General features: G+C 66.9%; 13 protein-coding genes and 1 pseudogene. 10 read left to right on the top strand and 4 right to left on the bottom strand.

The features are described 5' to 3' along the window. Positions 1 to 85 precede the first annotated feature (85 nt). From AC6JAM_RS02060 to AC6JAM_RS02045, 4 genes are all read right to left on the bottom strand, one after another. Positions 86 to 1534, bottom strand: coding sequence for a dicarboxylate/amino acid:cation symporter (locus AC6JAM_RS02060; protein WP_018770094.1), 1449 nt, complete (start codon positions 1532 to 1534; stop codon positions 86 to 88). A gap of 182 nt (positions 1535 to 1716) precedes the next feature. After that, positions 1717 to 3402: a DUF885 domain-containing protein gene (locus AC6JAM_RS02055; RefSeq protein WP_497933901.1), complete on the bottom strand. Its 1686-nt coding sequence runs from the start codon at positions 3400 to 3402 to the stop codon at positions 1717 to 1719. Between the two features lie 68 nt (positions 3403 to 3470). Further along, positions 3471 to 3722, bottom strand: a complete 252-nt coding sequence (locus tag AC6JAM_RS02050; RefSeq protein WP_018770092.1) for an acyl-CoA carboxylase subunit epsilon — start codon at positions 3720 to 3722, stop codon at positions 3471 to 3473. Beyond that, positions 3722 to 5305: an acyl-CoA carboxylase subunit beta gene (locus AC6JAM_RS02045; protein ID WP_018770091.1), complete on the bottom strand. Its 1584-nt coding sequence runs from the start codon at positions 5303 to 5305 to the stop codon at positions 3722 to 3724. Before AC6JAM_RS02045 ends, AC6JAM_RS02050 begins: the two co-directional genes overlap by 1 nt. A 216-nt stretch (positions 5306 to 5521) precedes the next feature. Between AC6JAM_RS02045 and AC6JAM_RS02040 the strand changes: the two genes are divergently transcribed. The 10 genes and pseudogenes from AC6JAM_RS02040 to AC6JAM_RS01995 all read left to right on the top strand — a co-directional run. Then, a complete protein-coding gene (locus AC6JAM_RS02040; RefSeq protein ID WP_497933899.1) occupies positions 5522 to 6409 on the top strand; it encodes an SDR family oxidoreductase in 888 nt (295 codons plus the stop codon). Between the two features lie 85 nt (positions 6410 to 6494). Continuing rightward, positions 6495 to 7403: a biotin--[acetyl-CoA-carboxylase] ligase gene (locus tag AC6JAM_RS02035; protein WP_134164515.1), complete on the top strand. Its 909-nt coding sequence runs from the start codon at positions 6495 to 6497 to the stop codon at positions 7401 to 7403. Next, on the top strand, positions 7396 to 7992 hold the full coding sequence (locus AC6JAM_RS02030; protein WP_497933898.1) for a PH domain-containing protein: 597 nt from the start codon (positions 7396 to 7398) through the stop codon (positions 7990 to 7992). Before AC6JAM_RS02035 ends, AC6JAM_RS02030 begins: the two co-directional genes overlap by 8 nt. Continuing rightward, entirely contained in the window at positions 7982 to 9217 is a 1236-nt protein-coding gene (locus AC6JAM_RS02025; RefSeq protein WP_497933896.1) for an adenylate/guanylate cyclase domain-containing protein, read from the top strand. The genes AC6JAM_RS02030 and AC6JAM_RS02025 overlap by 11 nt, the downstream gene beginning before the upstream one ends. Positions 9218 to 9351: 134 nt before the next feature. Beyond that, positions 9352 to 15525 carry an Ig-like domain-containing protein gene (locus AC6JAM_RS02020; RefSeq protein ID WP_497933895.1) on the top strand — a complete coding sequence of 2058 codons (6174 nt, stop codon included), beginning with the start codon at positions 9352 to 9354 and terminating at the stop codon, positions 15523 to 15525. 147 nt (positions 15526 to 15672) lie between these two features. Continuing rightward, positions 15673 to 21783, top strand: coding sequence for an Ig-like domain-containing protein (locus AC6JAM_RS02015; RefSeq protein ID WP_497933894.1), 6111 nt, complete (start codon positions 15673 to 15675; stop codon positions 21781 to 21783). 52 nt (positions 21784 to 21835) lie between these two features. Further along, positions 21836 to 22807, top strand: a complete 972-nt coding sequence (locus AC6JAM_RS02010; protein WP_018771877.1) for an AAA family ATPase — start codon at positions 21836 to 21838, stop codon at positions 22805 to 22807. Positions 22808 to 22880: 73 nt separating this feature from the next. Then, positions 22881 to 24224: a DUF58 domain-containing protein gene (locus AC6JAM_RS02005; RefSeq protein ID WP_018771878.1), complete on the top strand. Its 1344-nt coding sequence runs from the start codon at positions 22881 to 22883 to the stop codon at positions 24222 to 24224. Further along, positions 24221 to 26824, top strand: coding sequence for a transglutaminase-like domain-containing protein (locus AC6JAM_RS02000; RefSeq protein ID WP_497933893.1), 2604 nt, complete (start codon positions 24221 to 24223; stop codon positions 26822 to 26824). The genes AC6JAM_RS02005 and AC6JAM_RS02000 overlap by 4 nt, the downstream gene beginning before the upstream one ends. Next, positions 26821 to 26901, top strand: a pseudogene (locus AC6JAM_RS01995) (zinc-ribbon domain-containing protein); the annotation flags it as partial. The gene AC6JAM_RS02000 and the pseudogene AC6JAM_RS01995, both read left to right, overlap by 4 nt. Positions 26902 to 26926: the final 25 nt, after the last annotated feature.

Raw genomic sequence — 26926 nt, 5'->3', positions numbered from 1 at the left:
GTTGTTGAGCGATACGCGCAGCCCTGATTGCAAAAAGGCGTCCCCGGGAGAATCTCCCGGGGACGCCTTTCCTTGCTGCTGTGCCTTACGCCTTTGCATCCTGCAGTTCGCGGGGTGCGGTGTCGGCGCTGGTGCCGTCGGTAGCGGTTTCGCCGGCGGCAGCATCGGCGTCGCTGTCATCCACGAACGGGGTCCCGTTGCGGGGTGCGTTGTACAGCGATTCGTCCAGGATGCCCTGGCGCTTGGCCACGATGGTGGGAACCAGGGCCTGGCCGGCCACGTTCACAGCGGTGCGCCCCATGTCCAGGATGGGATCAATGGCCAGGAGGAGTCCGACGCCGGCCAGCGGCAGTCCCAGCGTGGAGAGCGTCAGGGTGAGCATCACCACGGCGCCGGTGGTGCCGGCGGTTGCGGCGGAACCGAGGACGGAAACCAGTGCGATCAGCAGGTACTGGCTGAAGTCCAGCTGGATGCCGAAGAACTGGGCCACGAAGATTGCCGAGATCGCGGGGTAGATGGCTGCGCAGCCGTCCATCTTGGTGGTGGCGCCCAGCGGCACGGCGAAGGAGGCGTAGGCGCGGGGGACGCCCAGGCTGCGTTCGGTGACGCGCTGCGTCAGCGGCAGGGTTCCCACGGACGAGCGGGACACGAAGGCCAGCTGGACGGCGGGCCACACGCCGGAGAAGTACTGCTTGATGGACAGTCCGTGGCTGCGGACCAGGATGGGGTAGACGACGAACAGCACCAGGACCAGGCCGGCGTAGATGGCCACGGTGAACTTGCCAAGCGAGCCGATGGTGTCCCAGCCGTAGACGGCCACGGCGTTGCCGATGAGGCCAACGGTGCCCAGCGGCGCGATGCGGATGATCCACCACAGGACCTTCTGGATCACGGCAAGGGCTGAGGCGTTGAGGTTGAGGAACGGCTCCGCAGCCTTGCCCACCTTGAGCGCGGCGACGCCCACGGCGATGGCGATCACGAGGATCTGAAGGACGTTGAAGCTGACCGAGGTGGTGACGGCGCCGGAATCGCCGACCGTGGAGCTGGCACCCAGGCCCAGGAAGTTCTTGGGGAAGAGGCCCACCAGGAAGGCCCACCAGTCACCGGACTTGCCGGTGTACTTGGCTTCCCCGCTGATGCCGGTGTTGGCGCCGGGCTGCAGCAGCACGCCCAGGCCGATGCCGATCAGCACGGCGATCAGGGACGTAATGGCGAACCACAGGAGCGTGTTCCAGGCCAGCCTGGCGGCGTTGGACACCTGGCGCAGGTTGGAGATGGAGCTGACGACGGCGGTAAAGATCAGCGGGACCACGGCGGTCTGCAGCAGGGACACATAGCTTGAGCCGATGGTCTGCAGGGTGGCGCCGAGGGCGTTGGGGTTGGCCTTGGTACTGCCGGTGTACTTGGCCAGCAGGCCGAGGCCAAGGCCCACGATGAGGGCGGCGATGATCTGGAAGCCGAACGAGCCCGCCCACCTGGGCAGCTGGAATCCGGTCTTCCCTGCGGGGGACGGGGTGCTTGTCTGAGTGCTCACCCGACTACGCTAGAGCCACCCCGCATACCACGACGAACGAACATTGAGAAATATTACGCGCCCACGCTCACGCAGGAAGCCGGCAAACCGAGCAAACACAAGGCAGGCGGCGGCCTATGTTACTTATTCCCGCCCCGGGTGTGCTTAATGTCTCCTGTTGCCCTCCCCCCGAAGGGGGGAGACTACGAGAGCAGCGCCCGGCGGAGCGTGTCGAGTCCAACGGAGCCGATGTTGAGGGCCTTGGTGTGGAACTCCTTGAGGTCGAACCCGGGCCGGGCCTCAAGTTCGGCGCGGATCTGTTCCCAGAGGCGCTGGCCTACTTTGTAGGAGGGGGCCTGGCCCGGCCAGCCGAGGTAGCGGGTGAACTCGAAGTTGAGTTGGCCTTCGCTGATGGGGAGGTTTTCCTTGAGGAAGCCGTAGCCCTTGTCCGCGGTCCAGGTGCCGGATCCCCAGCGTTGGGGCATCTCGAGTTCGAGGTGCACGCCGATGTCGAAGACCACGCGGGCGGCGCGCATGCGCTGCATGTCCAGCATGCCCATGTGGTCGCCGGGATCGTTGAGGTAGCCCAGTTCCTGCATGAGCTTTTCCGCGTAGAGTGCCCAGCCTTCGCCGTGGCCGGAGGTCCAGCAGACGTTCCGGCGCCATTTGTTCAGCAGCTCGCGGCGGTAGGTTGCGGTGGCCACCTGGAGGTGGTGGCCCGGGACGCCCTCGTGGTAGACGGTGGTGGTTTCTGCCCAGGTGGTGAACGTGTCCTCGCCGGCGGGGACGGACCACCACATGCGGCCGGGGCGGCTGAAGTCGTCGGACGGGCCGGTGTAGTAGATGCCGCCCTCGTCGGTGGGAGCGATCCGGCACTCGAGTTTCTTCATGACGTCGGGGATGTCGAAGTGCACTCCGGCGAGTTCGGCAACGGCTTTGTCGGAGAGGCCCTGCATCCATTCCCGGAGCGCCTCGGTGCCTTTCAGTTGCCGGGAGGGGTCGTTGTTGAGGATGTCCTTGGCTTCGGCGATGGTGGCGCCTGCCTTGATGGTGTCCGCAACGCGCTCCTGTTCCGCGATGAGGCGGTCCAGTTCCTCGACGCCCCAGGCGTACGTTTCTTCCAGGTCCACTTCCGCCCCCAGGAAGGAGCGGGAGGCCAGGGCGTAGCGGGCCCTGCCCACGGCGTCCTTCTCAGGCGCGGCGGGGAGCAGTTCGGTGCGCAGGAATTCTGCCAGCCGGGCGTAGGCACCCCGGGCGGCGTCAGCACCGGCGTCGAGCGTAGTTTGCAGCGCAGCGGGCAGTGGCCCGTCAGCCGTGGTGGCCTCTGCGGCCAGTTTGGCGAAGAAGCCGTCCGGGGCGGCGTACTTGGTCACCTGTTCGATGACGGTCCGCACCTGGCGGGCAGCGGCCACCCGGCCGGAGTCCCTGGCCATGCGCAGGGATTCGGTGTAGCCGCTGATGGCGGCCGGCACGTTGTGGGCGCGCCCGGCCATGTGCTCCCAGTCCTGTTCGGTGCCGGTGGGCATGAGGTCGAAGATGGCCCTGATGTCCTGGGCCGGGGAGGCGATGTTGTTCAGGTCCGCGTATTCCCAGCCGGAGGCGTGGATCAGCAGTTGCAGGCCGAGCCGTTCCCGCATGGCGTCCAGGGTGACGGCGTCCACGTCGTCTTCCGGTTCCAGGCCCTCCAGGGCAACCAGGGCCTCCCGCGCCGCCTCCGCGAATCCGGCAATGCCGGCGGGGGAGAAATCCTGGTACTCCGTTTCATGGCCCGGCAGGCCAAGGGTGGTGGCGAAGGTCGGGTTGAGCCTGATGAGGGTGTCCGTGTAGTTGTCCGCGACGGCGTCGATCCGGGTGTGCGGGCGCGCGGCGGGTGCAGTGTCTGTAGTCACATGACGAGACTATCGCCCGGACTGCGCCGAGGCCTGGGCCCACGCCGCCGGGGATCCACGCCCGGGACTCAGCCGCGGCTTCGTTTCCAGGCGCCGGGACCGGGCGTGGGTTCGAGCTTGAGCTGCTGCCGGCGCACCCAGTGCCGAACGGTCGGTTTGTCCGCACGTGCAGGTTCGGCGCCGCCAAGGGAGAGGACGACGGCGGTCAGTGCGGCCAGTTCCTCGGCGTTCGGCTGTCCTTTGACCACAGAGAGCAGCGGGGCGGCAAGCGCTTCGGCGGCGTCGGCGGCCGGCCCGGTCCCGGTATTTTCGGTGGCCATCACAGCGGGATGTTCCCATGCTTCTTGGCGGGGAGGCTGGCGCGCTTGTCGCGCAGGGCACGCAGTCCCTTGATGATTTGGATCCGGGTATCGGAGGGGGCGATGACGGCGTCCACGTAACCCAGTTCGGCTGCCTGGTACGGGTTGAGGAGTTCTTCCTCGTACTGGCGGATCACCTCGGCGCGGCGGGCCTCAACGTCGCCGCCGTCCTGGGCGACCGCGGCGAGGTCGCGCCGGTAGAGGATGTTCACCGCGCCCTGCGCGCCCATCACACCGATCTGGGCCGTGGGCCATGCCAGGTTCAGGTCGGCGCCGAGCTTCTTGGAGCCCATCACGATGTAGGCGCCGCCGTAGGCCTTGCGGGTGATGACGGTGAGCTTGGGAACAGTGGCCTCGGCGTAGGCGTAGAGGAGCTTGGCGCCGCGGCGGATGATGCCCTGGAATTCCTGGTCCTTGCCGGGGAGGAACCCGGGGACGTCCACCAGGGTGATGATGGGGATGTTGAAGGCGTCGCAGTGCCGCACGAACCGGGCGGCCTTCTCTGACGCCGCGATGTCCAGGGTGCCGGCGAACTGCAGCGGCTGGTTGGCCACGATGCCCACGGTGTGGCCCTCCACCCGGCCGTAGCCGATCATCACGTTGGGGGCGTACAGGGCCTGCATCTCCAGGAAGTGCCCGTCGTCCACGATCTGTTCGACGACGGCGCGCATGTCGTAGGGCTGGTTGGCGGAATCCGGAACCAGCGTGTCCAGGGCGAGGTCGTCGTCGTCGACCTCCAGCTCCTGCTGGTGCCCCAGCACCGGTGCCTCGGAGAGGTTGTTGGAAGGCAGGAAGTCCAGCAGTTCGCGCACGAACTCGATGGCGTCGGTCTCATCCGAGGCCAGGTAGGCGGACGTTCCGGTGGTGGCATTATGCTGCCGGGCGCCGCCCAGGGTTTCCATGTCCACATCCTCGCCGGTGACGGTCTTGATGACGTCGGGGCCGGTAATGAACATGTGCGAGGTCTTGTCCACCATCACCACGTAGTCGGTGAGGGCCGGGGAGTAGGCGGCGCCGCCGGCGGAAGGCCCCATGATCAGGGAGATCTGCGGCACCACGCCGCTGGCGTGGACGTTGTTGCGGAAGATGTCCGCGAACATGGCCAGCGAGGCCACGCCTTCCTGGATGCGGGCGCCGCCGCCGTCCAGGATGCCGACGACGGGGCAGCCGTTGCGGAGCGCGAACTCCTGCACCTTGACGATTTTTTCGCCGTTGACCTGGCTCAGCGATCCGCCGTAGACAGTGAAGTCCTGGCTGTACACCGCCACCAGCCGGCCGTCGACGGTGCCGTAGCCGGAGACCAGGCCATCGCCCAGGGGTTTCTTCTTCTCCATGCCGAAGGCGGTGGAGCGGTGCACGGCCAGGGCGTCGAATTCTACAAACGAGTCTTCGTCCAGCAGCAGGGCGATGCGCTCGCGGGCCGTGTTCTTGCCGCGCGCATGCTGCTTTTCGATGGCTTCGGGGCCGGAGGGCTGTTCGGCGCGCGCCTGGCGGTCGCGGAAATCGGCAATCTTTCCCGCAGTCGTTGTCAGATCGTGGCTCATCAAGTGTCTCCGGCTCTGTAGCAGGTCAATTCTGTTGGCTGGCGGGCCCGTACTGTCTGGAGCTTTAAGTAGCATCCACACAAAAGACGAACCCTGCTGGCAAGTCTAGTGACGCTTTGGACGCCCGCAGCTGTAGGGAACCTACAATTTTCTGCCGTTCCTGCAACGTCCCCTCAATGTTACTCGTCGGTAACTTAGTTGGGTTACAGTGTTGCCATGACTTCAAGCGATGATGCTTTGCATGCTCCCGAAAGCCCCTACCGGGCCACCGGTTCCCTGGCGGGCAGGACCATCCTCATCTCCGGCGGCAGCCGCGGAATCGGACTGGCCATTGCCACAAGGGCGGCGCGGGACGGCGCCAAGATCGTGCTGCTGGCCAAAACGGGGGAGCCGCACCCCAAGCTGGCGGGCACCGTGTACACGGCGGCTGCGCAGCTCGAGGAGGCCGGCGGCCAGGCGCTGCCGCTGGTGGGCGATGTGCGCAGGGACGAAGACGTGGCCGGCGCCGTGGCCGCAGCCGTTGAGCGGTTCGGCGGCATCGACGTCGTCATCAACAATGCCTCCGCCATCGACCTTTCCACCACTGATGCAGTGGACATGAAAAAGTACGACCTGATGCAGGACATCAACGTCCGCGGCACCTTCCTGTTGTCCAAGCTGGCGCTCCCGGCGCTCCGGAAGTCGGAACAGGGGCACATCCTCACGCTCTCGCCGCCGCTGAACCTCCACCCCTCCTGGGCGGGGAAGCACCTTGCGTACACCATGGCCAAATACGGGATGAGCCTGACCACGTTGGGGCTGGCGGAGGAACTGAAGGCTGACGGCATCAGGGTCAACTCCCTGTGGCCCTGCACCCTCATCGATACCGCCGCCATCCGTAACATGCCCCACGGCGAAACCATGGTGCTGGCGGCGCGTGGACCGCAGATCATGGCGGACGCCGCCCACGCCATCCTGACCGGCAGCAACCTCGCGGCCGGCGGCCCGCCGTCGGGCAACTTCTACACGGACGAGCAGGTCCTGGCGGCAGCGGGGGTGACCGATTTCCGTCCTTACAGCCTGGGAGCACCCGAAGACCGTCTGGTTCCGGACATCTTCCTCTAGGCGGCCGTACGGGCGTGGCCGGGTTGTCCTTCCCGGGGCGGCAGACGGCTCGGTGGGACCGGGCCAGGCTCGGTAGGATTTGGGTATGGACGACGCACACGCACCGGGCACCCCCCTGAACCGAGGGGAACTGGCCGACCAGCGTTTCCTCTCTGCCACCGGAATACCGCGGATCGACGTGGTGGACTCCACCGGCTCCACCAACGCGGACCTCCTGCGCGGTGTCACGGTGGAACCTTCGGCCTGGCCTGACCTCTCCGTGCTGACCGCCGAGTACCAGACCGCCGCCAGGGGACGCCTGGACAGGCGCTGGGAAGCGCCACCACTGAGCTCCGTGTCCGTGTCCGTGGTGCTGCGTCCGGTCAACGCGGACGGCAGGCCCCTGCCCACCCAGAGCTACTCCTGGTTGTCCCTGATCGCAGCGCTGGCGCTGCGTGAGACGCTCCTGGAAACGGCCGGGATTCCGGCCGAGCTCAAGTGGCCCAACGACGTCCTGGTGCGGGGCAGGAAAATCGCCGGCATCCTCGCCCAGCTGGGGCCGATGGTTGATGGCAACGTGCCCCCGGTGATCCTGGGGACCGGCCTGAACGTCACCCTGACCGAAAGCGAACTTCCGGTGCCCACCGCCACCTCCGTGGCCCTGGAAGGTGCCCGCACCACGGACCGGACCGCGCTGCTGAAAAGCTACCTGTCCCACTTTGCGGTCCTGTACCGCAGTTTCTGCAACGCCGACGGCGACCCTGCGGCCGGGATGGCCGGTGGCCCGTCGCTGCACAAGAGGGTGGAAGCCGTGATGGTCACCCTGGGCAAGCAAGTGCGCGCACAGCTGCCCGGCGACCACGAGATCATTGGACACGCGTCCCGCCTGGACGATTACGGCTCCCTGCTGGTGGTGGACCGCGACTCGCGGGAGCACGTGGTGACCGCCGGCGACGTGGTGCACCTGCGGCCCTGGACGGCGCCGGACGCGCCAGGCCAAGGTGGTTATGCGTAGAATCCTGGTTCCCGGGGAGCAGGTCATCGTCACTACCCGCCCGCAGCCCCGGAAGCTGGCCGGGGCAGCCGTGGCCTTCGTGCTGGCGCCGGCGTTGGCGGCGTACGCCAGTGCCTGGATCGTCCGCGGCGGGGCAGCCCGCATGGCTCCAGCCTTTGGCCGCCAGTGGACGCCGTGGCTTGTCACTGCCTGCGTCCTCGCTGCTGCGGCTGTTTGGCTGGGCTACTGCCTGCCGCGCCTGCTCCGCTGGCAGGGCATCCGCTACACGCTTACCAGCCAACGGATGGTGGCGCGGTACGGGCTGCTTAACCGGCGGGACCAGCAGGTGAACCTGGCGTCGGTGCGTAACCTGACGGTCCACGAATCGCTGCTGCAGCGATTGGTGCGCTCGGGGAATATATCCTTGGAAACCGGGTACCAGGGCGTGGTGACTTTCCGCGACGTGCCTGAGGTTGCCAAATTCCGCGACTTTATCCTCGACGCCATCGGGGAACTGCCGGACGACAGCGCCCAGCCGGATGGCGCGACGCATTACCCTGCCGGTGCTTTTCCGGAGGACATGAGAGAAGGTGGACGGGATGACCGATGAGGACCAGCAGGAACGCGTCGACAGCACCGCCCCTGCCACCGCCGCCCTTGATCCTGACGCTGCGCCCGTGGAGGTGGCCCCTTCCGGCGACGCCGCACCGGAACCCGGATCCGCGCCGGAACCCGGTTTCACGCCGGCCGCGGCCATGCCGGATGCAGACCGGCACCCGCCCACCGGCGCCATGTCCGCCGAACGCCTGGCCATGAAGGCCCTCGAAGCCCGCCTCCTGGGCGGGGAACGGAAGCTCCGCCGTCGTGAAGTTGCCGCCGGCGCCGGACTCTCCCTGCTCTCTGCCCGCAAGCTCTGGCGTGCACTGGGGTTTCCGAATTTCGGCGACGAGGACGTTGCCTTCACCGAACGCGACCAGGCCGCCCTGTCCACCGTGGTGGACCTGGTCCGCGCCGGCAAGCTCACCGAAGAAGCAGCCATTTCGGTGACCCGCTCCATCGGGCAGATGACGGACCGCATGGTGGTCTGGCAGATCGAAGCCCTGGTGGAGGACATGGTCCACGAGCAGGGCGTCACCGATGCTGTGGCCCGCAAGCGCCTGGTCAACGAACTTCCCGCGCTGGTGGACGCGCTGGAAGAGGTCCTGGTGTACTCATGGCGGCGCCAACTCAACGCCGGCGTCCAGCGCCTCGCCGTCCGTGCCGAGGCCGGGCTGCAGGCCAGCGAGGAAGGCCGTGAAGGCGATGAGGACGACGCGCCGCTGCCCCTGGCCCGCGCGGTTGGCTTCGCGGACCTTGTCTCCTACACCAGCCTGTCCCGCCGGATGAACGAAAAGACCCTCGCCCGGCTGGTCCAGCGCTTCGAAAACAAGTGCGCCGAAATCATCTCCGTGGGCGGCGGCCGTCTGGTCAAGACCGTTGGCGACGAAGTCCTGTACATCGCCGAAACCCCGGCGGCCGGTGCCGAGATCTCCCTGGCGCTGGCCGAGGCCTTCACCGAGGACGAGATCCTTCCCGAAGCCCGGGTGGCCATGGTGTGGGGCAGGATCCTGTCCCGCCTGGGCGACATCTACGGTCCCACGGTCAACCTGGCCGCCCGGCTGACCACCCTTGCCGATCCCGGAACGGTTCTGGTCGACTCCATGACGGCCTCCGCCCTCGAGCACGACGAGCGGTTCATCATGATTCCCCAGGCCCCGGAAAATGTCCGCGGCTTCGGTGAGATCAATCCCGTCCGCCTCACCCGCGGTCGCGGCAAGGGCCTGGTCCTGGACTAGGAAACCGGCAGCCGTCGAAGCCGCCCGGAAGAATTTGTCCATTTGCTGGCGTATAGCGGTATCGTTGTGGTGCCCGGGGTCCTGTGACGCCGGCTGCAGGCACAGAGCCTAGATTTACCGGGGGATTTCCACTCATGACACGTCGCGGACAAACGCGCGCCCAGAGCCCTGCTGCCAGCGCGCCCCGACGGCCCCGCCTGCCGCGATCGCGGTGGTTCACCGGCACTGCGTTTGGTGCTGTGGTTGCGGTTGTGGTGACGGGTGCTGTGTTGTATCCGGGGTTTAAGACCACTGAGGTGGAGTTGAATGACGGCGGCGTGTGGGTGGTGTCGAAGTCGAAGAATGCTGTGGGGCGGTTGAATTATCCGTCGCGGGTGTTGGACGGTGCGGTGACGCCGGCGTCGACGACGTTCGATGTGTTGCAGCATGCAGGTGAGGTGTTCGTCGATGACGAGACTGGTTCGACGTTGAATCAGGTGTCGCCGGCGAATATGCGCCTGGGTGGGGATAAGCAGTTGCCGGGGGCTGCTGATGTGAGTTTTGGGACGCGGACGATTTCGGTGACGGATGCTGCGTCGGGGAAGGTGTGGGCGGTGTCGCCGTCCACCGTGAATGGTTTTGATAAGGAAGCGTCGGAGCCGGTGATGGTCGGTTCGGCGGGCATCGTCTCTGCGGTGGGCTCTGATGACCGGGTGTATTCGGCGGACCCTAAGACCGGTGTTGTGACGGTGACGGGTGTTGACGCCAACGGTGAGGTGACGTCGTCGGAGTCCAGCACGTGGGATGGGCTTAAGGGTGCCGGGGATCTGCAGATGACGGTGGTGGGGGACCGGCCGGTGGTGCTGGATGCCGCGGCGGGGAACCTGTTCCTGCCTGGTGGCAAGCGGCTGGCGCTGGAGAATGCCAGGGATGCGAAGTTGCAGCAGGCGGGGCCGGGCAGTGATGTTGTGGCGCTGGCCACGCGGAAGGCGTTGCTGAAGCAGCCGCTTGACGGGGGAGCGGCGAAGGTGGTGGCGTTCGACGGCGAGGGTGTCCCTGCTGCTCCGGTGCAGTTGGGCGGGTGTGTGCATGCGGCGTGGTCGGGTGCGAACAAGTATGTCCGGGATTGCGTCAATGATGGTGACGGTAAGAAGGTTGACGTGCCCAGGGCGAGTGCGTCGCCGTCGTATGTTTTCCGGGTGAACCGGGACCTGGTGGTCCTGAATGATGTGAACTCCGGGAACGTGTGGCTGGTGAACCAGAACATGCAGCTGGTCAACAACTGGGACGACGTCATCCCACCAAAGGAAACTTCCGACGACGCCGACAAGGACTCCGCGGACGAGGTGCAGCAGACGGTTTTGCCGGACCGCACCAAACCCAACAGCGCCCCCGTGGCCAAACCGGACCAGTTCGGCATCCGGGCAGGGAAAACAACCATCCTGCCTGTCCTGGACAATGACTCTGACCCCGACGGCGACGTGCTGACCGTCCGCACTCCGGAAGGCGTCAAGACGGGCTCCGTTTCGCCCATCTACGGCTCCACCGGGCTGCAGGTTGCGGTGCCCGCGGACAAGACGGGCAGCGAAACCTTCAAGTACACAGTGGATGACGGCCGCGGACTCTCTGCATCGGCCGACATCACCCTCAATGTCATTCCGGCCGGCAGCAACACACCGCCGCGGCAAAAGCCCAACCGGAACACCACCCTGGTGGTCCAAACAGGCAAGGCCGTCACGCAGAACATCCTTCCCGACTGGATCGACCCCGACGGCGACGACTTGTTCGCCGTCTCCGTGTCCAGCACCGACCCGCTGGACCAGGCCCGGATCCGCCCAGACGGCCAGCTCACCTTCCAGGACTCCGGCGCCGCCCCCGGCCGTAAAAACCTGACCGTAACAATGTCGGACGGACAAGCCACGGCTGAAGGCAAAGTCACCGTGGATGTCAGGAGCCCCGGCTCCCTGCCGCCGGTCGCCAACGCCGATCACGTGGTGGCCGTTGCCGGCACCGACACCGTCATCACCCCGTTGAAGAACGATTCTGACCCGCAAGGCGGCACGTTGCGCCTGGCGCAGGCCACGCCCGATGCCGAGTCCACAGCCACCCTCAACCCGGACCAGCAGACTTTCACTTTCAACTCCCGCACCCTCGGCGCCCACTACGTCAGCTACCTTGTGACCAACGGCCCGGCCAGCGCCCAACAGTTGGTGCGCGTGGATGTGGTGCCGGGCACTGACGAGGGTGCTCCCGTCGCCGTCCGCGATACCGCCCTGCTCCCCACCGGCGGCGACGTACTGGTGGATGTCCTGGGCAATGACTCGGATCCCTCGGGTGGCGTACTGGTGGTGCAGTCCGTCGCCGCCGACGCCGGCCTGCCGGTGAGCGTTGCGGTACTTGACCACTCGGTGGTCCGGATTACCGACATCCGCGCCGAAGGTCAGCTGACCGTCCGGTACACCGTCTCCAACGGCCGCTCGTCCGCGACCGGCGAGATCGCCGTACTGATGGTCCCCGCCCCGGCGAAGCTCCAGGCACCACAGGCAAAGCCGGACGAAGCCACCGTCCGGGTCAACGACGCCGTCACCATCCCCGTCCTGGCCAACGACGCCGACCCCAACGGCTCCAGGCTCGCACTCCTGCCCGACCTCGCCCAGCAGCCGGATGCCGCCGATGGACGCATGTTCGTGGCCGGTGACCAGCTGCGGTTCGTTGCCGGCCCCGAGGCGAAAACCGTATACGCCATCTACAAGGTGCAGAACGAATCCGGGCAAGTGGATTCCCAGCAGGTGACCATCCGCATCCGCGCCCGTGACGATGACCGGAACTCCCGCCCCGAGCCGCGCAACCTGATCGCGCGCGTGGTGGCAGGTATGACCGTCAAGGTACCCGTGCCCCTGGACGGCATCGACGCCGACGGCGACTCCGTCCAGCTCATCGGCATCGACAAGGCACCTGCCATGGGCACCGCAGTAGTACGGGACGGCTACCTGGAATTCACGGCGGCGGGCGACGCTGCCGGCACCGATAGCTTCACCTACCGGGTGCGGGACCGGATCGGCGCAGAGAACACCGGCACGGTGATCGTGGGCATCGCCCCGCCGGAGGCGAACAACCAGAAGCCCATTGCGGTGGACGACCCCGTGGATGTCCGGCCGGGCCGCAAAGTGGCGGTGGAGGCCCTGGCGAACGACTCCGACCCCGACGGCGACCCGCTCAGCCTGGTCTCCGATGGTTTCGAAGCCGGTTCCGGGTTGCAGGTGGAGGCCACAGACGGTGCCAGGGTCCTCTTCACGGCGCCCGGGGCTGCCGGCAACGAAAGCATCAGCTACCGCATCCAGGATGATAAGAAAGCTTCCTCCGGCGCCGTTATCCGGATCCGGATCAGCCCGGACGCCGAGCTCAAGCGTCCCGTGGCCAAGGATGACCGGGTAACGGTGGCAGAAACCCTTGGCAAGACCGCCGTCGATGTGCCGGTCCTGAAAAACGACACCGATGCCGACGGCGTGGCCACAGACCTGAAGGTCAGCCTGCCCGACGGAAATCCCAACGCCCACCCGGGCGGGTCGGGCAACGTAGTGGTGACCCTCACCCCGGAAGACCAGCTGATCCCCTACACAGTCACGGACGTCGACGGCCTCACCTCCACTGCCCTGATGTGGATCCCGGGCCAAGGCGCGCAGTACCCTACCCTCGCCAAGACCGACCCCGTTGAGGTCATGTCCGGCAAGGACGTCACCCTGGACCTGTCCGAATACGTCCGGGTCCGCAGTGGCCGCAGCGCCCGGATCACTGTGGCCGACTCCGTCCGGGTCCAGGGCGGCTCCCCGGAGGGCATTATCCGGCCCGACGGCAAAGCCCTGCGCTACACCGCCAAACCGGACTATGTGGGCCCGGGCTCCATCACCTTCGAAGTAACGGACGGCTCCGGACCCGACGACGCCGACGGCCTGAAATCCACCCTGGTCATCATGACCAAGGTGATCCCGGACCCCAACGCCAACCACCCGCCCACGTTCAGCGGCACCTCCGTGGACGTCCCCAAGGCCGAAACGACAACGGTGGACCTCGCCGGACTGGCCAAGGACGTCGACGAACGGGACAAGGACAACCTCCGCTTCGAACTGGACGGGACGCTTCCCGCCGGCTTCAGCGCAAAGGTCGACGGCGCCACCCTCGCCATCACTGCCGATGGTTCCCTTGGCATCGGCGTCACCGGAAACATCCAGGTGAAGGTCACCGACGGCAGGTCACCCGCCGTCGGCGCCACCATCAGCGCACGCCACGTGGCCTCCAACCGGCCCCTGCCGGTGGCCAACGACGATGCGGTGGACAAGGCCAACGCAGGAAAGACGGAACAGGTCAACGTCCTGGCCAACGACTTCAATCCCTTCCCGGATACGCCCCTGCGGATCGTTGGCGCCACCGTGGAGACGGGCGCCGCAGCAGGCCAGCCGTCCGTGTCGGGGGACAGCGTCACCGTTACCCCGGCTGACGGGTACAAGGGCGTCATGGTGGTCCGCTACACCTTGGCCGACAAGACGGGCGACCTGTCCCGCCAGGTGGACGGCCGGCTGCGGCTCACCGTCCGCGGCAAACCCGACGCACCCTCTGCCCCCAGCGCCACCGACGTCCGCAGCCGCACCGCCGTTCTCAAGTGGGCGCCGCCGTCGGACAACGGCGCTCCCATCACGGGGTACACCGTCCGCTCGAACAACGGCTTCGAACAGAAGTGCCCCACCACCACCTGCACGTTGAGTGGGCTCACCAACAACGTGAAGTACGTTTTCACGGTGCTCGCCACCAACGAGGTGGGGGACTCGCAGGCCTCGCCGCAGTCCAACGAAATCCGGCCTGACGAGAAGCCATCGCCACCGGAGGCGCCCACGGTGAAGGCCGGGGACAAGACCATGGCCATCACTTGGCCATCGGCGAAAACCGAGGGCTCGCCGGTGAAGCACTACAACCTGGAGATCTCACCGCCACCGGCCAGCGGCGTCGCAGTAAAGAACGAGGTCGCCGGGCTGAACTACACCTGGACCGGCCTCACCAACGGCGTGAAGTACAAGGTGCGCGCCCAGGCCGTCAACGAGCTTGGCGCCTCCGACTGGGGTACCTATTCAGCGGAGGACAATCCCGCCGGTGTCCCGGCGCCACCTGCAGCACCTTCGTCCGCCGTCGCAGCATCCGTTGGAACCCAGAACCAGCTTCGGGTCACGTGGGCCGAACCCAATACCAACGGTGATCCGATCAGCACCTATTACGTCACCATGAGCGGCGGCAACGCCCCCGCCCAGGCGCAGACCGTCCCCGGCAACGTCCGCACCGCAAACTTCACCGCCAACAACTCTGAGGCCGCTTACACGTTCACGGTGCAGGCTGAGAACAAGGCCGGCAAGGGCGCGGTCAGCCCGCCCTCCGCGCCCCGGCGCGCCACCGGCAAGCTGGCGGCGGTTTCCGGCGTGACGGCCACGCCGGCGAACACCGGCGGAGCAGGACGCGCCATGACAGTGGACTTCCGCAAACTGACCGCGGCGGAACGCAACGGTTCTGCCGAAAACGAAGTCAGCTACAGCTACAACGCCAGCAACGGCGCCCGCGGGCCCATCACGCCCGGCCAGACCATCGGCGGCTTCACCAACGGCAACGCCGTCAGTATCACCGTCGTCGCCAACTCCACGGTGGCCCCGAGTTCTGATGGAAGCGCCCCTGCCACCGCCACGCCGTACGGCTCCCCGGGGACTCCCTCGGCGTCCGGCCAAAACGGCGGTGTAAACCAAAAATCCGCCACCCTGAACTGGTCCTCCCCGTCCACCAGCACCAACGACGTGGCGCAAACGAGGATCAAGATCAACAACGGCGGCTGGGAGAACGTTGCCCCCTCCGGCAGCAGGACGGTCAACACGGCCAACTTCGGTGACACCGTCACCATCGCGGTCCAGACCTTCAACTCCGTCGGCACCGGCAGCGCGGTGGTTACCGCCAGCGCCACCGCGGGCAAGCAGGGCCTGTGGGAAACCCGGATCAAGACCTCCGACCCCAACTTCGTGAGGAGCTGCACCTTCACCCTGGGGGGATCGAACTACCGGCCAAGTCCCTACTTCGACTGTGACGGCGTCAACGCGGACAGCCCGCCCTGGTTCTACAAGGCGGACCAGGACCGCATCATGGTGGCGTGCTGGATCGACCAGAGCGACAACTGGTCCGGCAACGGGATCGTCCGATGGTGGCGGGTTGAATCCGGCTCGGCACGGAATGTTGGCCGCTACGTGATCGCCGGCCACACCACGCTCGCCGATCCCGCCGGGCTTGGGGCACCGCATTGCTAGGCCCCATGCCCGGCCACAGCCCGGGCAGTTGTGCCCATCGCGGCGGTTTCCGCTATTCGGTAGGCTTACCCCGGGGAAAAGGAAGCCTGCTGCCTGTCCTGCGACCAGGCCGCCATCTGGCTACACAATCTGAGGGAAATTAACGCTGTGACAACTCTGCTGGGGAAGCTCGGGCTGAAAAAGCGACATAGGAAACTCGTCACCGGCACTGCGTTTGGTGCTGTGGTTGCTGTTGTGGTGACGGGTGCTGTGTTGTATCCGGGGTTTAAGACCACTGAGGTGGAGTTGAATGACGGCGGCGTGTGGGTGGTGTCGAAGTCGAAGAATGCTGTGGGGCGGTTGAATTATCCGTCGCGGGTGTTGGACGGTGCGGTGACGCCGGCGTCGACGACTTTCGATGTGTTGCAGCATGCAGGTGAGGTGTTCGTCGATGACGAGACTGGTTCGACGTTGAATCAGGTGTCGCCGGCGAATATGCGCCTGGGTGGGGATAAGCAGTTGCCGGGGGCTGCTGATGTGAGTTTTGGGACGCGGACGATTTCGGTGACGGATGCTGCGTCGGGGAAGGTGTGGGCGGTGTCGCCGTCCACCGTGAATGGTTTTGATAAGGAAGCGTCGGAGCCGGTGATGGTCGGTTCGGCGGGCATCGTCTCTGCGGTGGGCTCTGATGACCGGGTGTATTCGGCGGACCCTAAGACCGGTGTTGTGACGGTGACGGGTGTTGACGCCAACGGTGAGGTGACGTCGTCGGAGTCCAGCACGTGGGATGGGCTTAAGGGTGCCGGGGATCTGCAGATGACGGTGGTGGGGGACCGGCCGGTGGTGCTGGATGCCGCGGCGGGGAACCTGTTCCTGCCTGGTGGCAAGCGGCTGGCGCTGGAGAATGCCAGGGATGCGAAGTTGCAGCAGGCGGGGCCGGGCAGTGATGTTGTGGCGCTGGCCACGCGGAAGGCGTTGCTGAAGCAGCCGCTTGACGGGGGAGCGGCGAAGGTGGTGGCGTTCGACGGCGAGGGTGTCCCTGCTGCTCCGGTGCAGTTGGGCGGGTGTGTGCATGCGGCGTGGTCGGGTGCGAACAAGTATGTCCGGGATTGCGTCAATGATGGTGACGATAAGAAGGTTGACGTGCCCAGGGCGAGTGCGTCGCCGTCGTATGTTTTCCGGGTGAACCGGGACCTGGTGGTCCTGAATGATGTGAACTCCGGGAACGTGTGGCTGGTGAACCAGAACATGCAGCTGGTCAACAACTGGGACGACGTCATCCCACCAAAGAACCAGTCCGACGACCAGGACCAGGAGTCGGCGGACAACAACACCATCAACATCCTGCCGGACCGCACCAAACCCAACCGTCCGCCGGAAACCAAGCCCGACGCCGTCGGAGTCCGCCCGGGCCGCACCACCATCCTCAGCGTCCTGGACAACGACTCCGACCCCGACGGCGACGTGCTCACCGCAGCGGTCGGGGAGGCCGGGCCCAAGTCCGGCACCCTGGAAAGCATATACGGCGGCACGGCGTTCCAGATCACCGTGCCCGCGGACGCCAAACCCGGCACGGAAACCTTCAACTACAGCGCCTCCGACGGCCGCGGCCTGTCCGCCACCGGCCAGGTCACGCTCAGCGTCGTAGGACCCGATGAAAACAAGCAGCCGAAGTTCAAGCGCGGCGAAGACACCACCATGCTGGTGGAACAGGGCAAGACCGTCAGCCAGAACATCCTCACCGACTGGATCGATCCCGACGGCGATGACCTGGTCCTGCTGGACGCCAAGGCCGACAACGACCAGGACCAGGTCAAGGTACGGCGCGACGGCCTGCTCACCTTCCAGGATTCCGGGGCCACGGCCGGCAAGAAGAACGTCCAGGTCACCATCTGGGACGGCCGCGCCACTGTCACCGGCAAGGTGGTGGTCAATGTCCAGCCGCCCGGCGCCCTGGCACCCGTGGTCAACGCCGACCACGTCACCGCCGTCGTGGGCCAGGACCTGGTCATCTCCCCGTTGAAGAACGACGTCGATCCCAACGGTGGTGCCCTCCGGCTGGCCCAGGTGGAAGCCAACGGCCCTGCCGAACTCGGCCCCGTCACCGACGGCGGCACCTTCACCTTCCGCAGCACCACCCCCGGTCCGGTCTACCTCACCTACATTGCCAGCAACGGCCCGCAAAGCAGCCAGGGCCTCATCCGCGTCGACGTGGAATCCGGCAACGACGGCGGCGACCCCGTGGCGGTCCACGACGTGGCCCTGATGCCCACCGGCGGCAGCGTCCTGCTGGATCCCTTGGCCAACGACTCCGACCCCTCCGGCGGGGTCCTGGTGCTGCAGTCCGTCAAACTCCCCGATAACGCGACTGTGTCCGTCAGCGTGATCAACCACAGCGTCCTGCGGATCACCGACATCCTGGGTACCAAGGACCCCATACTGTTCGAATACACCATGTCCAACGGCAGGAAGTCGGCCACCGGCAGCGTGTCAGTGGTGCCCGTCCCGGCGCCGGCCGTGGTGGAGGCGCCGCAACCCAAACCGGATGAAGTCAATGTCCGCGTCAACGACGTGGTCACCATCCCCGTCCTGGACAACGACACCCACCCGCAGGGCCAGGAACTGTCTGTGGACCCCGTCCTGCCGCAGGCCGTGGATCCCGCCGACGGCAAGAGCTTCGTCTCCGAGAACACGCTCCGCTTCATTGCCGGCAGCCAGCCCAAGACCGTGCGCGCCATCTACAACGCGGTGGATCCGCAGGGCCAGAAGAGCGCAGCCGCCGTCACCATCCACATCCTGCCGCTCGAGGGCGCGGAGAACTCCCGCCCCCAGCCGCGCAACCTGACCGCCCGCGTGGTGGCGGCCGGCACCGTCCGGATTCCGGTCCCCCTTGACGGCATTGACCCCGACGGCGACTCGGTGCAGCTGACCGGCATCGACAGCACCCCTGCCATGGGAACCGCCACGGTGGGCAGTAACTTCATCGACTTCACCGCCGCAGGTGACGGCGCCGGTACAGACACCTTCCGCTACAAAGTGGTGGACCGCCAGGGCGCCATCAACACGGGCACGGTGACGGTGGGCATCGCACCCCGCGGCGAGTCCAACCAGAAGCCCACCCCGGTGGATGACGAGGTCCGGGTACGCCCGGGCCGGCAGATCGCCGTCGACGCAACGGCAAACGATACCGATCCCGACGGTGACCGCATCCGCATCCTCACCGACGGCATCGACGCCGACCCGGCACTGCAGGCCACCGTCAGCAGGAACAGCGGCCGCATCATCCTCCTGGCCCCGAACGAGGCCGGAACCGTCAATGTGCGGTACACCGTCGCCGACGACCGGGATGCCACGGCGCAGGCCACCATCCGCTTGGTGGTTGACAACGAAGTGCCCCTGAAAGCCCCGATTGCCCGGGATGACAGGGTGACGTCTGCCCAGGCCATGGGCAAGACCGCCGTTGATGTGCCGGTCCTCAAGAACGACGAGGACCCCGACGGCGTGGGCGAGAACCTGAAGATCAGCACGGAGGCCACCACGGCGCGGCCTGGCGGCAACGGCAACATGCTGGTGGACCTTACCGAACAGCCCCAGCTGGTCCCGTACACCGTGGAGGACGTGGACGGCCAGCAGTCAACGGCCATCATCTGGGTGCCGGGCCTGGGCCAGCAGGTTCCCACCCTGGCCAAGGACGAGGTTCTCGAGGTCGTGGCCGGGCAGTCCGTGGACGTCGACCTGAAGGACTGGGTCAAGGTACGGGAGGGACGCTCGCCGCGGCTGACCCAGATGGACCGGATCAAACTCATTGGTGCCGACGGCGGGAATCCGGTCACGGGAGACGGCACCGGCCTGAAGTACACGGCGGGCGTCGACTACGTGGGCCCGGGGTCCCTCACGTTCGAGGTGACCGACGGCACCGGACCTGACGATCCCGCCGGGCTGAAGTCCACCCTGAGCATCCGCACCAAGGTCCTGCCGGACCCCAACAAAAACAACCCGCCGGAGCTGCTCGGCGCGGACGTTGATGTCCCGAAGGGTGACACGGCCAGCACGGACCTGGGAAAGCTGACCTCCGATCCCGACCGGGACGACGTCGAAAAGATGAAATACCAGCTGGTGGGCGACCCGCCCGGCGGTTTCAGTGCACGCATCGAAGGCAGGACCCTGAAGGTTTCCGCGGCGGACTCGACGGCCACGGGGACCAGGGGCGCCGTGCAGGTCAAGGCGACGGACTCCCGCGGCCTCGAAGCCACGGCCACGTACCCGCTCGCCGTGACAGCCTCCAACCGGCCCAAGCCGGTGGCCAATGACGACGTGGAGCCTAACGCCGCCGCCGGGAAGCCCGTGACCATCAACGTCCTGGCGAACGACGCCAACCCGTTCCCTGAAACACCGCTGAAGATCATCGCCGCCAATACCGAAACAGGCAGCGGCAACGTAGGCGTCAACGGCGACTCGGTGACGGTCACGCCTGCTCCCGGCTTCACCGGAACCCTGGTGGTGGCGTACACCGTGGAGGACAAGACGCAGGACAGCTCCCGGCATGCCACGGCACGGGTCCGGCTGACAGTCAAGGACAAACCTGCAGCGCCCACCACGCCCCAGGCACAGAGTGTGGGGGACCAAACCGCGCTGCTCAACTGGTCCGCCCCCGCGGACCGGGGCTCCGCCATCACCAAGTACACGGTGTATGGGGAGGGCGGGTTCCGGCAGGACTGCCCCGCCAACACCTGCACCCTGAACGGGCTGACCAACAACACCACTTACCATTTCCAGGTCACGGCCACGAATGAATTCGGCGAGTCGGACCGGTCGCCGGCCTCGGCGGACGTCCGGCCGGACGTCAAACCGGATACTCCGTTGGCCCCATCCCTGAAATTCGGCGACAAGCAACTGGCCGTCAACTGGACCGCACCGGCCAGCAAGGGCTCCCCGGTGAAGTCCTACGACCTGGAGATCTCACCGGCGCCGACCGGCCAGAACGCCCAGATCCAGAACCTGACCTCCGTCAGCTATGTGTGGAAGGGACTGCAGAACGGGGTGTCATACAAGGTCCGCGTCCTGGCCCGCAACGACGCCAAGGACCCGTCCGAGTGGAGCCCGTATTCGGCGGCCGAAGTCCCGGCCGGTGTTCCCGCGACCCCTGCCGCGCCAAGCGTGTCGCAGGCAACTCCGGTGGGCTCGCAGAGCCAGCTGCGGGTGGTCTGGTCCGCGCCCAACAACAATGGCGACCCTGTCTCGTCCTACACCCTGACCACCCTCCGTGGTGGCGCGGCGGTGGCCAGCCAGCAGGTTGCCGGCACCTCGCAGAACGTCACCGTGGACAACTCCGAGTCCAACTACACCTTCACGGTGGCTGCCACCAACAAGGCCGGTACCAGTGCCACCAGTGCGCAGTCGGCCCCCATCCGGGCGGCCGGCAAACCCGGACAGGTAAACGGCGGGACGGTGCGGGAGAACGGAACCAGCGGTCAGCTGGAGGTTACGTTCACGCCGCTGACGGATGCCCAGCGCAACGGCTCCACGGCGTCCGAGATTGCCTACTCCTACAACGCCGACGGCAAGACCGGCGCCATCAAGGCCGGGGGCGGAACCATTGGCGGCATGACCAACGGCAGGGACATCACTGTCACGATCATCGCAACGTCCACGAAGAACAACATGTCCGGCGACGCGAAGGCCATCGGCACGGGGAACCCCTATGGTCCGGCCAATGCCCCCAACGTGAACGGCACGACATCGGCGAAGGGCGACGGGCAGGTGCACTGGACCTGGAATAACCCCAGCACCAACGGCCGTCCGCTTAACCACTATGAGGTCAGCATGGACGGCGGAGGCTGGCAGAACGTGGGCAAGGCGACCAGCTATGACGCGGGCGCCGGTGGATGGAACCAGAGCCACAGGCTGCGCGTCCGCGCCGTAACGGTGGTGGACGGGGCGATTGGCGGACCGGCAACCTCAACCTCCGGTCCAGACAACACCCCGCCGCCGCCCACGTCCTGGAACGTCACGGCCAGCCCTGTCCGCAGCTGCACGGAGCCCCGCAAGGGCACCGACAGCTACGTTGCCGGCAACCCATCACAGTGCACGGGTGAGGGGATTTGGCTCGACGCAGGCGCTTACTCCCGGGCTGACCGCTACCAGGTCTGGTACAAGACCTCGAACAATCCCAGCGGCATCTGGTACCACCTGAGCGAAGGAATGGCCGCGGGCAACTGGCTCCGCTGCGACACCTCCAACGTGGGCTGCAACCCGCCGGCCGGCATGCCGAACCGCTAGCAAGCTCCAGCATCAAACAGGGAATTTCGACCAGTAGAAGGAAGCACATCTCATGACCATGACCATTGAGCAGGCCGAGTGGTTTGCCGACACGTTCGAAAAGCTGGTTGCCAACGTGGGGCAGGCGGTGCTGGGCAAGGAACACGTCATCCGGCTGACCTTCACCGCCATGCTGGCCGAGGGCCACGTCCTGTTCGAGGACGCTCCGGGCACCGGGAAGACCTCCCTGGCCCGGGCCCTCGCCGCCACGGTGCAGGGCTCCAACAACCGCATCCAGTTCACGCCTGACCTGCTTCCCTCCGACGTGACAGGTGTGACGATCTACGACCAGAAGACGCAGAAGTTCGAGTTCCACAAGGGCCCCATCTTCAACAACATCGTCCTGGCTGACGAAATCAACCGTGCCTCGCCGAAGACCCAGTCGGCGCTGCTGGAAGTCATGGAGGAATCCCGGGTCACCGTGGACGGCGTCACGTACGAGGCAGGCCGCCCCTTCATGGTCATGGCAACCCAGAACCCCATCGAGCAGGCAGGTACCTACCGCCTGCCCGAGGCCCAGTTGGACCGCTTCCTGATCAAGACCTCCATCGGCTACCCTGACCACGCCTCCACCGTCCGGCTGCTGGGCGGAAACAACCTGAAGGACCGGTCCAAGGACCTGTCTGCCGTCATCACCACCCAGGCGGTGGCGGACATGGCCGACCTCGCCGCCACGGCGCACGTGGACACCGCAGTGCTTGAGTACATCTCCCGGCTCTGCGAGGAAACCCGCAGTGCCCCGGAGACGCGCCTGGGCGTCTCCGTCCGCGGCGCCCTGGCCATGGTCCGGGCCGCCAAGGTCTGGGCTGCCTCGCAGGGACGGAACTTTGTGCTGCCGGATGACATCAAGGAACTGGCACCCGTGGTGTGGACCCACCGGTTCGTGATGGACCCCGAAGCCGAATTCTCGGGCGCCACCGCTGAGGCCGTGCTGACCAGGATCCTGGCCGACGTCGCCGCCCCGCAGCAGCGCACCAACGCCTGAGGCGCCGGGCCTGCGGCTTCAAGCCGCAGCCACCACCACTGACATTCCAGCGCAACAACGAAGGCACACCCCTATGTCTGACGGCACGTCCAGCGGCGCCCCGCTGACCCGGCTCGCGGAGCGTCTCCGGCAACCCTTCCACCGGAACGGCCGCCCCACCCGGCTGCACCCCGCGGCCGTATGGTCCGAAGCCAGCAGCACCGCCCTCCTCGCCCTGGCACCCGCCGGGCGGGCTGTCCGGGACACCTGGCTGAGGTACGCCTGGCCGGTGCTGTCCGTGGTCAGCATCCTAGGGTGGTCCGTCCTGGCCGCTGCCATCCTGCTGTGGGCCACAGGCCAGGCCTTCGGTTGGCAGGAAGCCACGGCAGCGTCCATTGCCGCCTTCGCCATGTTCGTGATCGCGGTGGCCTTCATCCTCGGCAGGTCCTCCTACGGCGTGGTGCTGGACCTTGCCCGCACGAGGGTGGCGGTGGGGGACAGCGCCGTCGGCAGCATTGCCGTCTCCAACACGTCGGCCCGGCCGCTGCTGCCGGCCGCGCTGGAACTGCCGGTGGGCAGCACCACGGCGGTCTTCCACCTGCCCCGGATGAAGCCCGGACAGGTCCATGAGGACCTGTTCACCATCCCCACCGCCCGGCGCGCCGTCATCGTGGTGGGACCGGTCCGCTCCGTCCGGGCCGACCCCCTGCACCTGCTGCGCCGCCAGGTCCTCTGGACCGAGCCGGAGGACCTCTTCGTCCACCCGCGCACCGTTGCCCTGGCCGGTTCCGCCGCAGGCTTCATCCGCGACCTCGAGGGCATGCCCACCACGGATCTGTCCAGCGCCGACGTCTCCTTCCACGCCCTGCGCGACTACGTGCCCGGGGATGACCGCAGGCACATCCACTGGAAGACCACGGCCCGGACCAACAAGCTGATGGTGCGCCAGTTCGAGGAAACCCGCCGCGCCCACCTGGCCATCTCGCTGTCCATTAACACGGACGAATACGCTTCCGACAACGAGTTCGAGATGGCCATCTCGGTGGCCGCCTCCATCGGCCGGCAGGCAATCCGCGAACAGCGGGAACTGGATGTGCTCACGCAAAAAGGACCCCTGCGCTGCGAAACCGGCCGCAACATGCTTGATGACATGACCCGGATCGTCGGCACCCCGATGCGCCGCACCGCCGTCGACCTTGCCAGGACCCTGGCCGACACGGTGCCCAATGCCTCCGTCGTGTTCTTCGTGGTGGGCAGCAATGTGACGGCAAGCCAGCTCCGTTCCGCTGCAGCCTCCGTCCCGCCCGGCGTCCGAAGCCTGGCGGTCCGGGTGGAAACCGGCGCCGCCCCCTCCAGGGCCAACATCGCAGACCTCACTGTCCTGACGCTCGGCGACCTGGCCGACCTTGCCATCGTGCTGAGAAAGGCTGCCGCATGAGCACCGCACCCGGCCATTCGCCACAAAGCGGTTCCCCGCAAACCCGTACCCGCCGCAAGGCCGCCACCCCGGATTCGGCCTTTGCGGACGGCCAGCCGGCCTGGCATTTCCTGATCGATGCCGGAGCCTTGGTGGTCCTGCTGGGCCTGGGCCTGCTCGGATTCGGTTTGAGCTTCGGCGGCGACCCGTACTACCTCCTGTCCGGGTTCGGCGGCATCATCCTTGGCCTGGGCATCGGCGCGGCGAACGCCCACCTGCGACTGGGGCTGCTGATCACCACCGCCCTGGCCCTGGCCGTCTACCTGGTGTTCGGAACCTTGCTGGCGGTGCCGGACGCCGCCGTCGCCGGATTCGTCCCCACCCTGGATTCGCTGCGGACCCTGCTCCTGGGCGTCGTCTTCGCCTGGAAGGACATGCTGACGGTGGGGGTGCCGGTGGGAACCGCCGGCGGCGTGCTCATCGTCCCCTTCCTAAGTTCGCTGGTCCTGGCACTCGTGGCAGCGCTCCTTACCTGGCGGGCAAGGAGCCCCTACCTACCGCTCCTGCCGGTACTGGTCCTGTTCGTCACGGGCATCGCATTCAGCACCAACGCCGCGTTCCTGACCCTGGAACGCGGCATCGGCCTGACCGTCCTCGGCATCGCCTGGGCAACCTTCCGCCGGGACGCCCTGCGCCGGAACAGCACCCGCCGGGTAGCGGTGAACAGCCCCCAGGCGGACAGTGCCACCGCACGCCGCGCCAGGATCCGCCGGCTGGGCATGGCCGCGGGGGTGATTGCCGCCAGCGTGGGAATCACCGCGGTGGCCGCGCCAATGGTCAGCGCCGGCGATGACCGGAAGGTCCTCCGCAACGTGGTGGTACCGCCGTTCGATCCCAAGGACTACATCACCCCCCTGGCCAGTTTCCGGAGCTACGTCAAGGACAAGAAGGACGACACCCTGTTCGTCGTCAAAGGCCTCCCGCGGGACGGCCGGGTGCGCCTTGGCGCCCTGGATGCCTTCAACGGCACCAACTACAACATGGACCCCAACGGTTCGGGCAACTTCAGCAAGGTGGGCGACGCCAAGTCCATCAACACCCTGGCCGACACATCCGGGGTAGTGCCCACCAACGACTACTCGATCAGCATCAACGTGGAGGACTACCAGGGCTTCTTCGTCCCCGGCGGCCGGAAGACCACGGGCATCAGCTTTGACCAGTCCGGCTCGGCTGCGGCTGCCGGCCTCTACTTCAACCCCGGAACGGACACCGCCGTCACCACCAGCGGATTGTCCCGCGGCGACTCCTACACCGTCCAGGTGTCCGACCCCGCCAAACTCGAGCACGGGCAGCTGACACAGTACGACTTCGCGAAGGTCTCCCTTCCCGACCCCCTGGAAGTTCCGCCGGTGGTGGGCTCCCAGGCCAACGACCTGTCCGCCGACGCGCCCACGGCCATCGACCGGGTGCGCCAGATCGAGGCGCACTTCCAGAAGACGGGGGCCTTCAGCAACGGTTTGGTCAGCGAGGGGCAGCTCCCCAGCGTCTCCGGCCACGGTTCAGCCCGGATCCGCAACCTGCTGACCGCCAAGCAGATGCTCGGCGACGATGAACAGTACGCGGTGGCCATGTCCCTGATGCTCCGGCACCTGGGCATCCCGTCCCGCGTGGTGATGGGTTTCTACCCTGAGCCAACCAGCCCGGAGAACGGTGCGGGTGAGGTGAAGATCACCGGAAAGGACGTCCACGCCTGGGTGGAGGTCGCGTTTGAACGCGTGGGCTGGGTCAGCTTCGACCCCACCCCGCCAAAGGACAACATCCCCATTCCACCGGACCCCGAGAACAAGTCCAAGCCCAAGCCGCAGGTGCTGCAGCCGCCGCCCCCGCCGCAGGAGCCCGCGGACCTGCCGCCGGACTCCTCACCCGACGCCTTGGACGCGGACCAGAAAAAGGACAATCCCTGGCTGTTCTGGGGCGCCCTCCTGGGCGCGCTGGGCGTCGCCGCCATCCCGCTGGTGATCCTGGGCCTGCCGCTGTTGCTGATCGCCTTGTTGAAGGCACGACGGCGGAAGTCCCGTTTCCGGGACGGCCATCCCGCCCAGCGCGTGGGCGGGGGCTGGAACGAGGTGGTGAGCCTGGCAACCGACCTGGGTGCCGCCGTCGACACCCGTTCGACACGGCGGGAAAGCGCTGCGGTCCTGGCCGATGCCTTCCCGGCGACCCAGGGGACCACCACCATGCTGGCGCGCCGGGCCGACGCCTCGATCTTCGGCGCCGGGGAACCAACCGAAGAGGATGTCCGCGAGTACTGGACCATCGTTGATGGTTCCCTCAAGGAGATGACCTCCGGGATGGGGTTCTGGCGGCGGCAGCAGGCACGGTTCTCGCCGCGCTCGCTGCTTGCCGACGCCCGGGCCGCGATGAACGCAGGCAAGGGCGCCAGCCTGCGCGGCGGCCGGGTCTCGCTGCCGGCGGTATCCGGGTTCATCGCTGCCCGCCGCCGTCGTGCCTCCGGCAGTGCCGGCGCACCGTCTGTTCAGCAAGGGCCTGTTCAACAAGGACCCAACCAGCAAGGACCCAACCAGCAAGGACCCAACCAGCAAGGACCCGGCCAGCAGTGACCTTCGATCCCGAACGCTGCCCGCGCTGCCGGCAGCCCGTCCCTGAGGGTGCCACGTTCTGCACTGCCTGCGGCGCGCCGCTGCCCAACAGGGCGGCGCGCC

It is taken from the genome of Arthrobacter sp. GmRoot5-12, from assembly GCF_059739365.1.
Note: the sequence above shows the minus strand (reverse complement) of the source record. Positions and strands in the feature narration are given on the sequence as shown.

Coding starts and splice junctions, on each gene's coding strand:
- AC6JAM_RS02050 (WP_018770092.1), bottom strand. CDS start 3,722: ATGGCCACCGAAAATACCGGGACCGGGCCGGCCGCCGACGCCGCCGAA.
- AC6JAM_RS02045 (WP_018770091.1), bottom strand. CDS start 5,305: ATGAGCCACGATCTGACAACGACTGCGGGAAAGATTGCCGATTTCCGC.
- AC6JAM_RS02040 (WP_497933899.1), top strand. CDS start 5,522: ATGACTTCAAGCGATGATGCTTTGCATGCTCCCGAAAGCCCCTACCGG.
- AC6JAM_RS02035 (WP_134164515.1), top strand. CDS start 6,495: ATGGACGACGCACACGCACCGGGCACCCCCCTGAACCGAGGGGAACTG.
- AC6JAM_RS02030 (WP_497933898.1), top strand. CDS start 7,396: ATGCGTAGAATCCTGGTTCCCGGGGAGCAGGTCATCGTCACTACCCGC.
- AC6JAM_RS02025 (WP_497933896.1), top strand. CDS start 7,982: ATGACCGATGAGGACCAGCAGGAACGCGTCGACAGCACCGCCCCTGCC.
- AC6JAM_RS02020 (WP_497933895.1), top strand. CDS start 9,352: ATGACACGTCGCGGACAAACGCGCGCCCAGAGCCCTGCTGCCAGCGCG.
- AC6JAM_RS02010 (WP_018771877.1), top strand. CDS start 21,836: ATGACCATGACCATTGAGCAGGCCGAGTGGTTTGCCGACACGTTCGAA.
- AC6JAM_RS02005 (WP_018771878.1), top strand. CDS start 22,881: ATGTCTGACGGCACGTCCAGCGGCGCCCCGCTGACCCGGCTCGCGGAG.
- AC6JAM_RS02000 (WP_497933893.1), top strand. CDS start 24,221: ATGAGCACCGCACCCGGCCATTCGCCACAAAGCGGTTCCCCGCAAACC.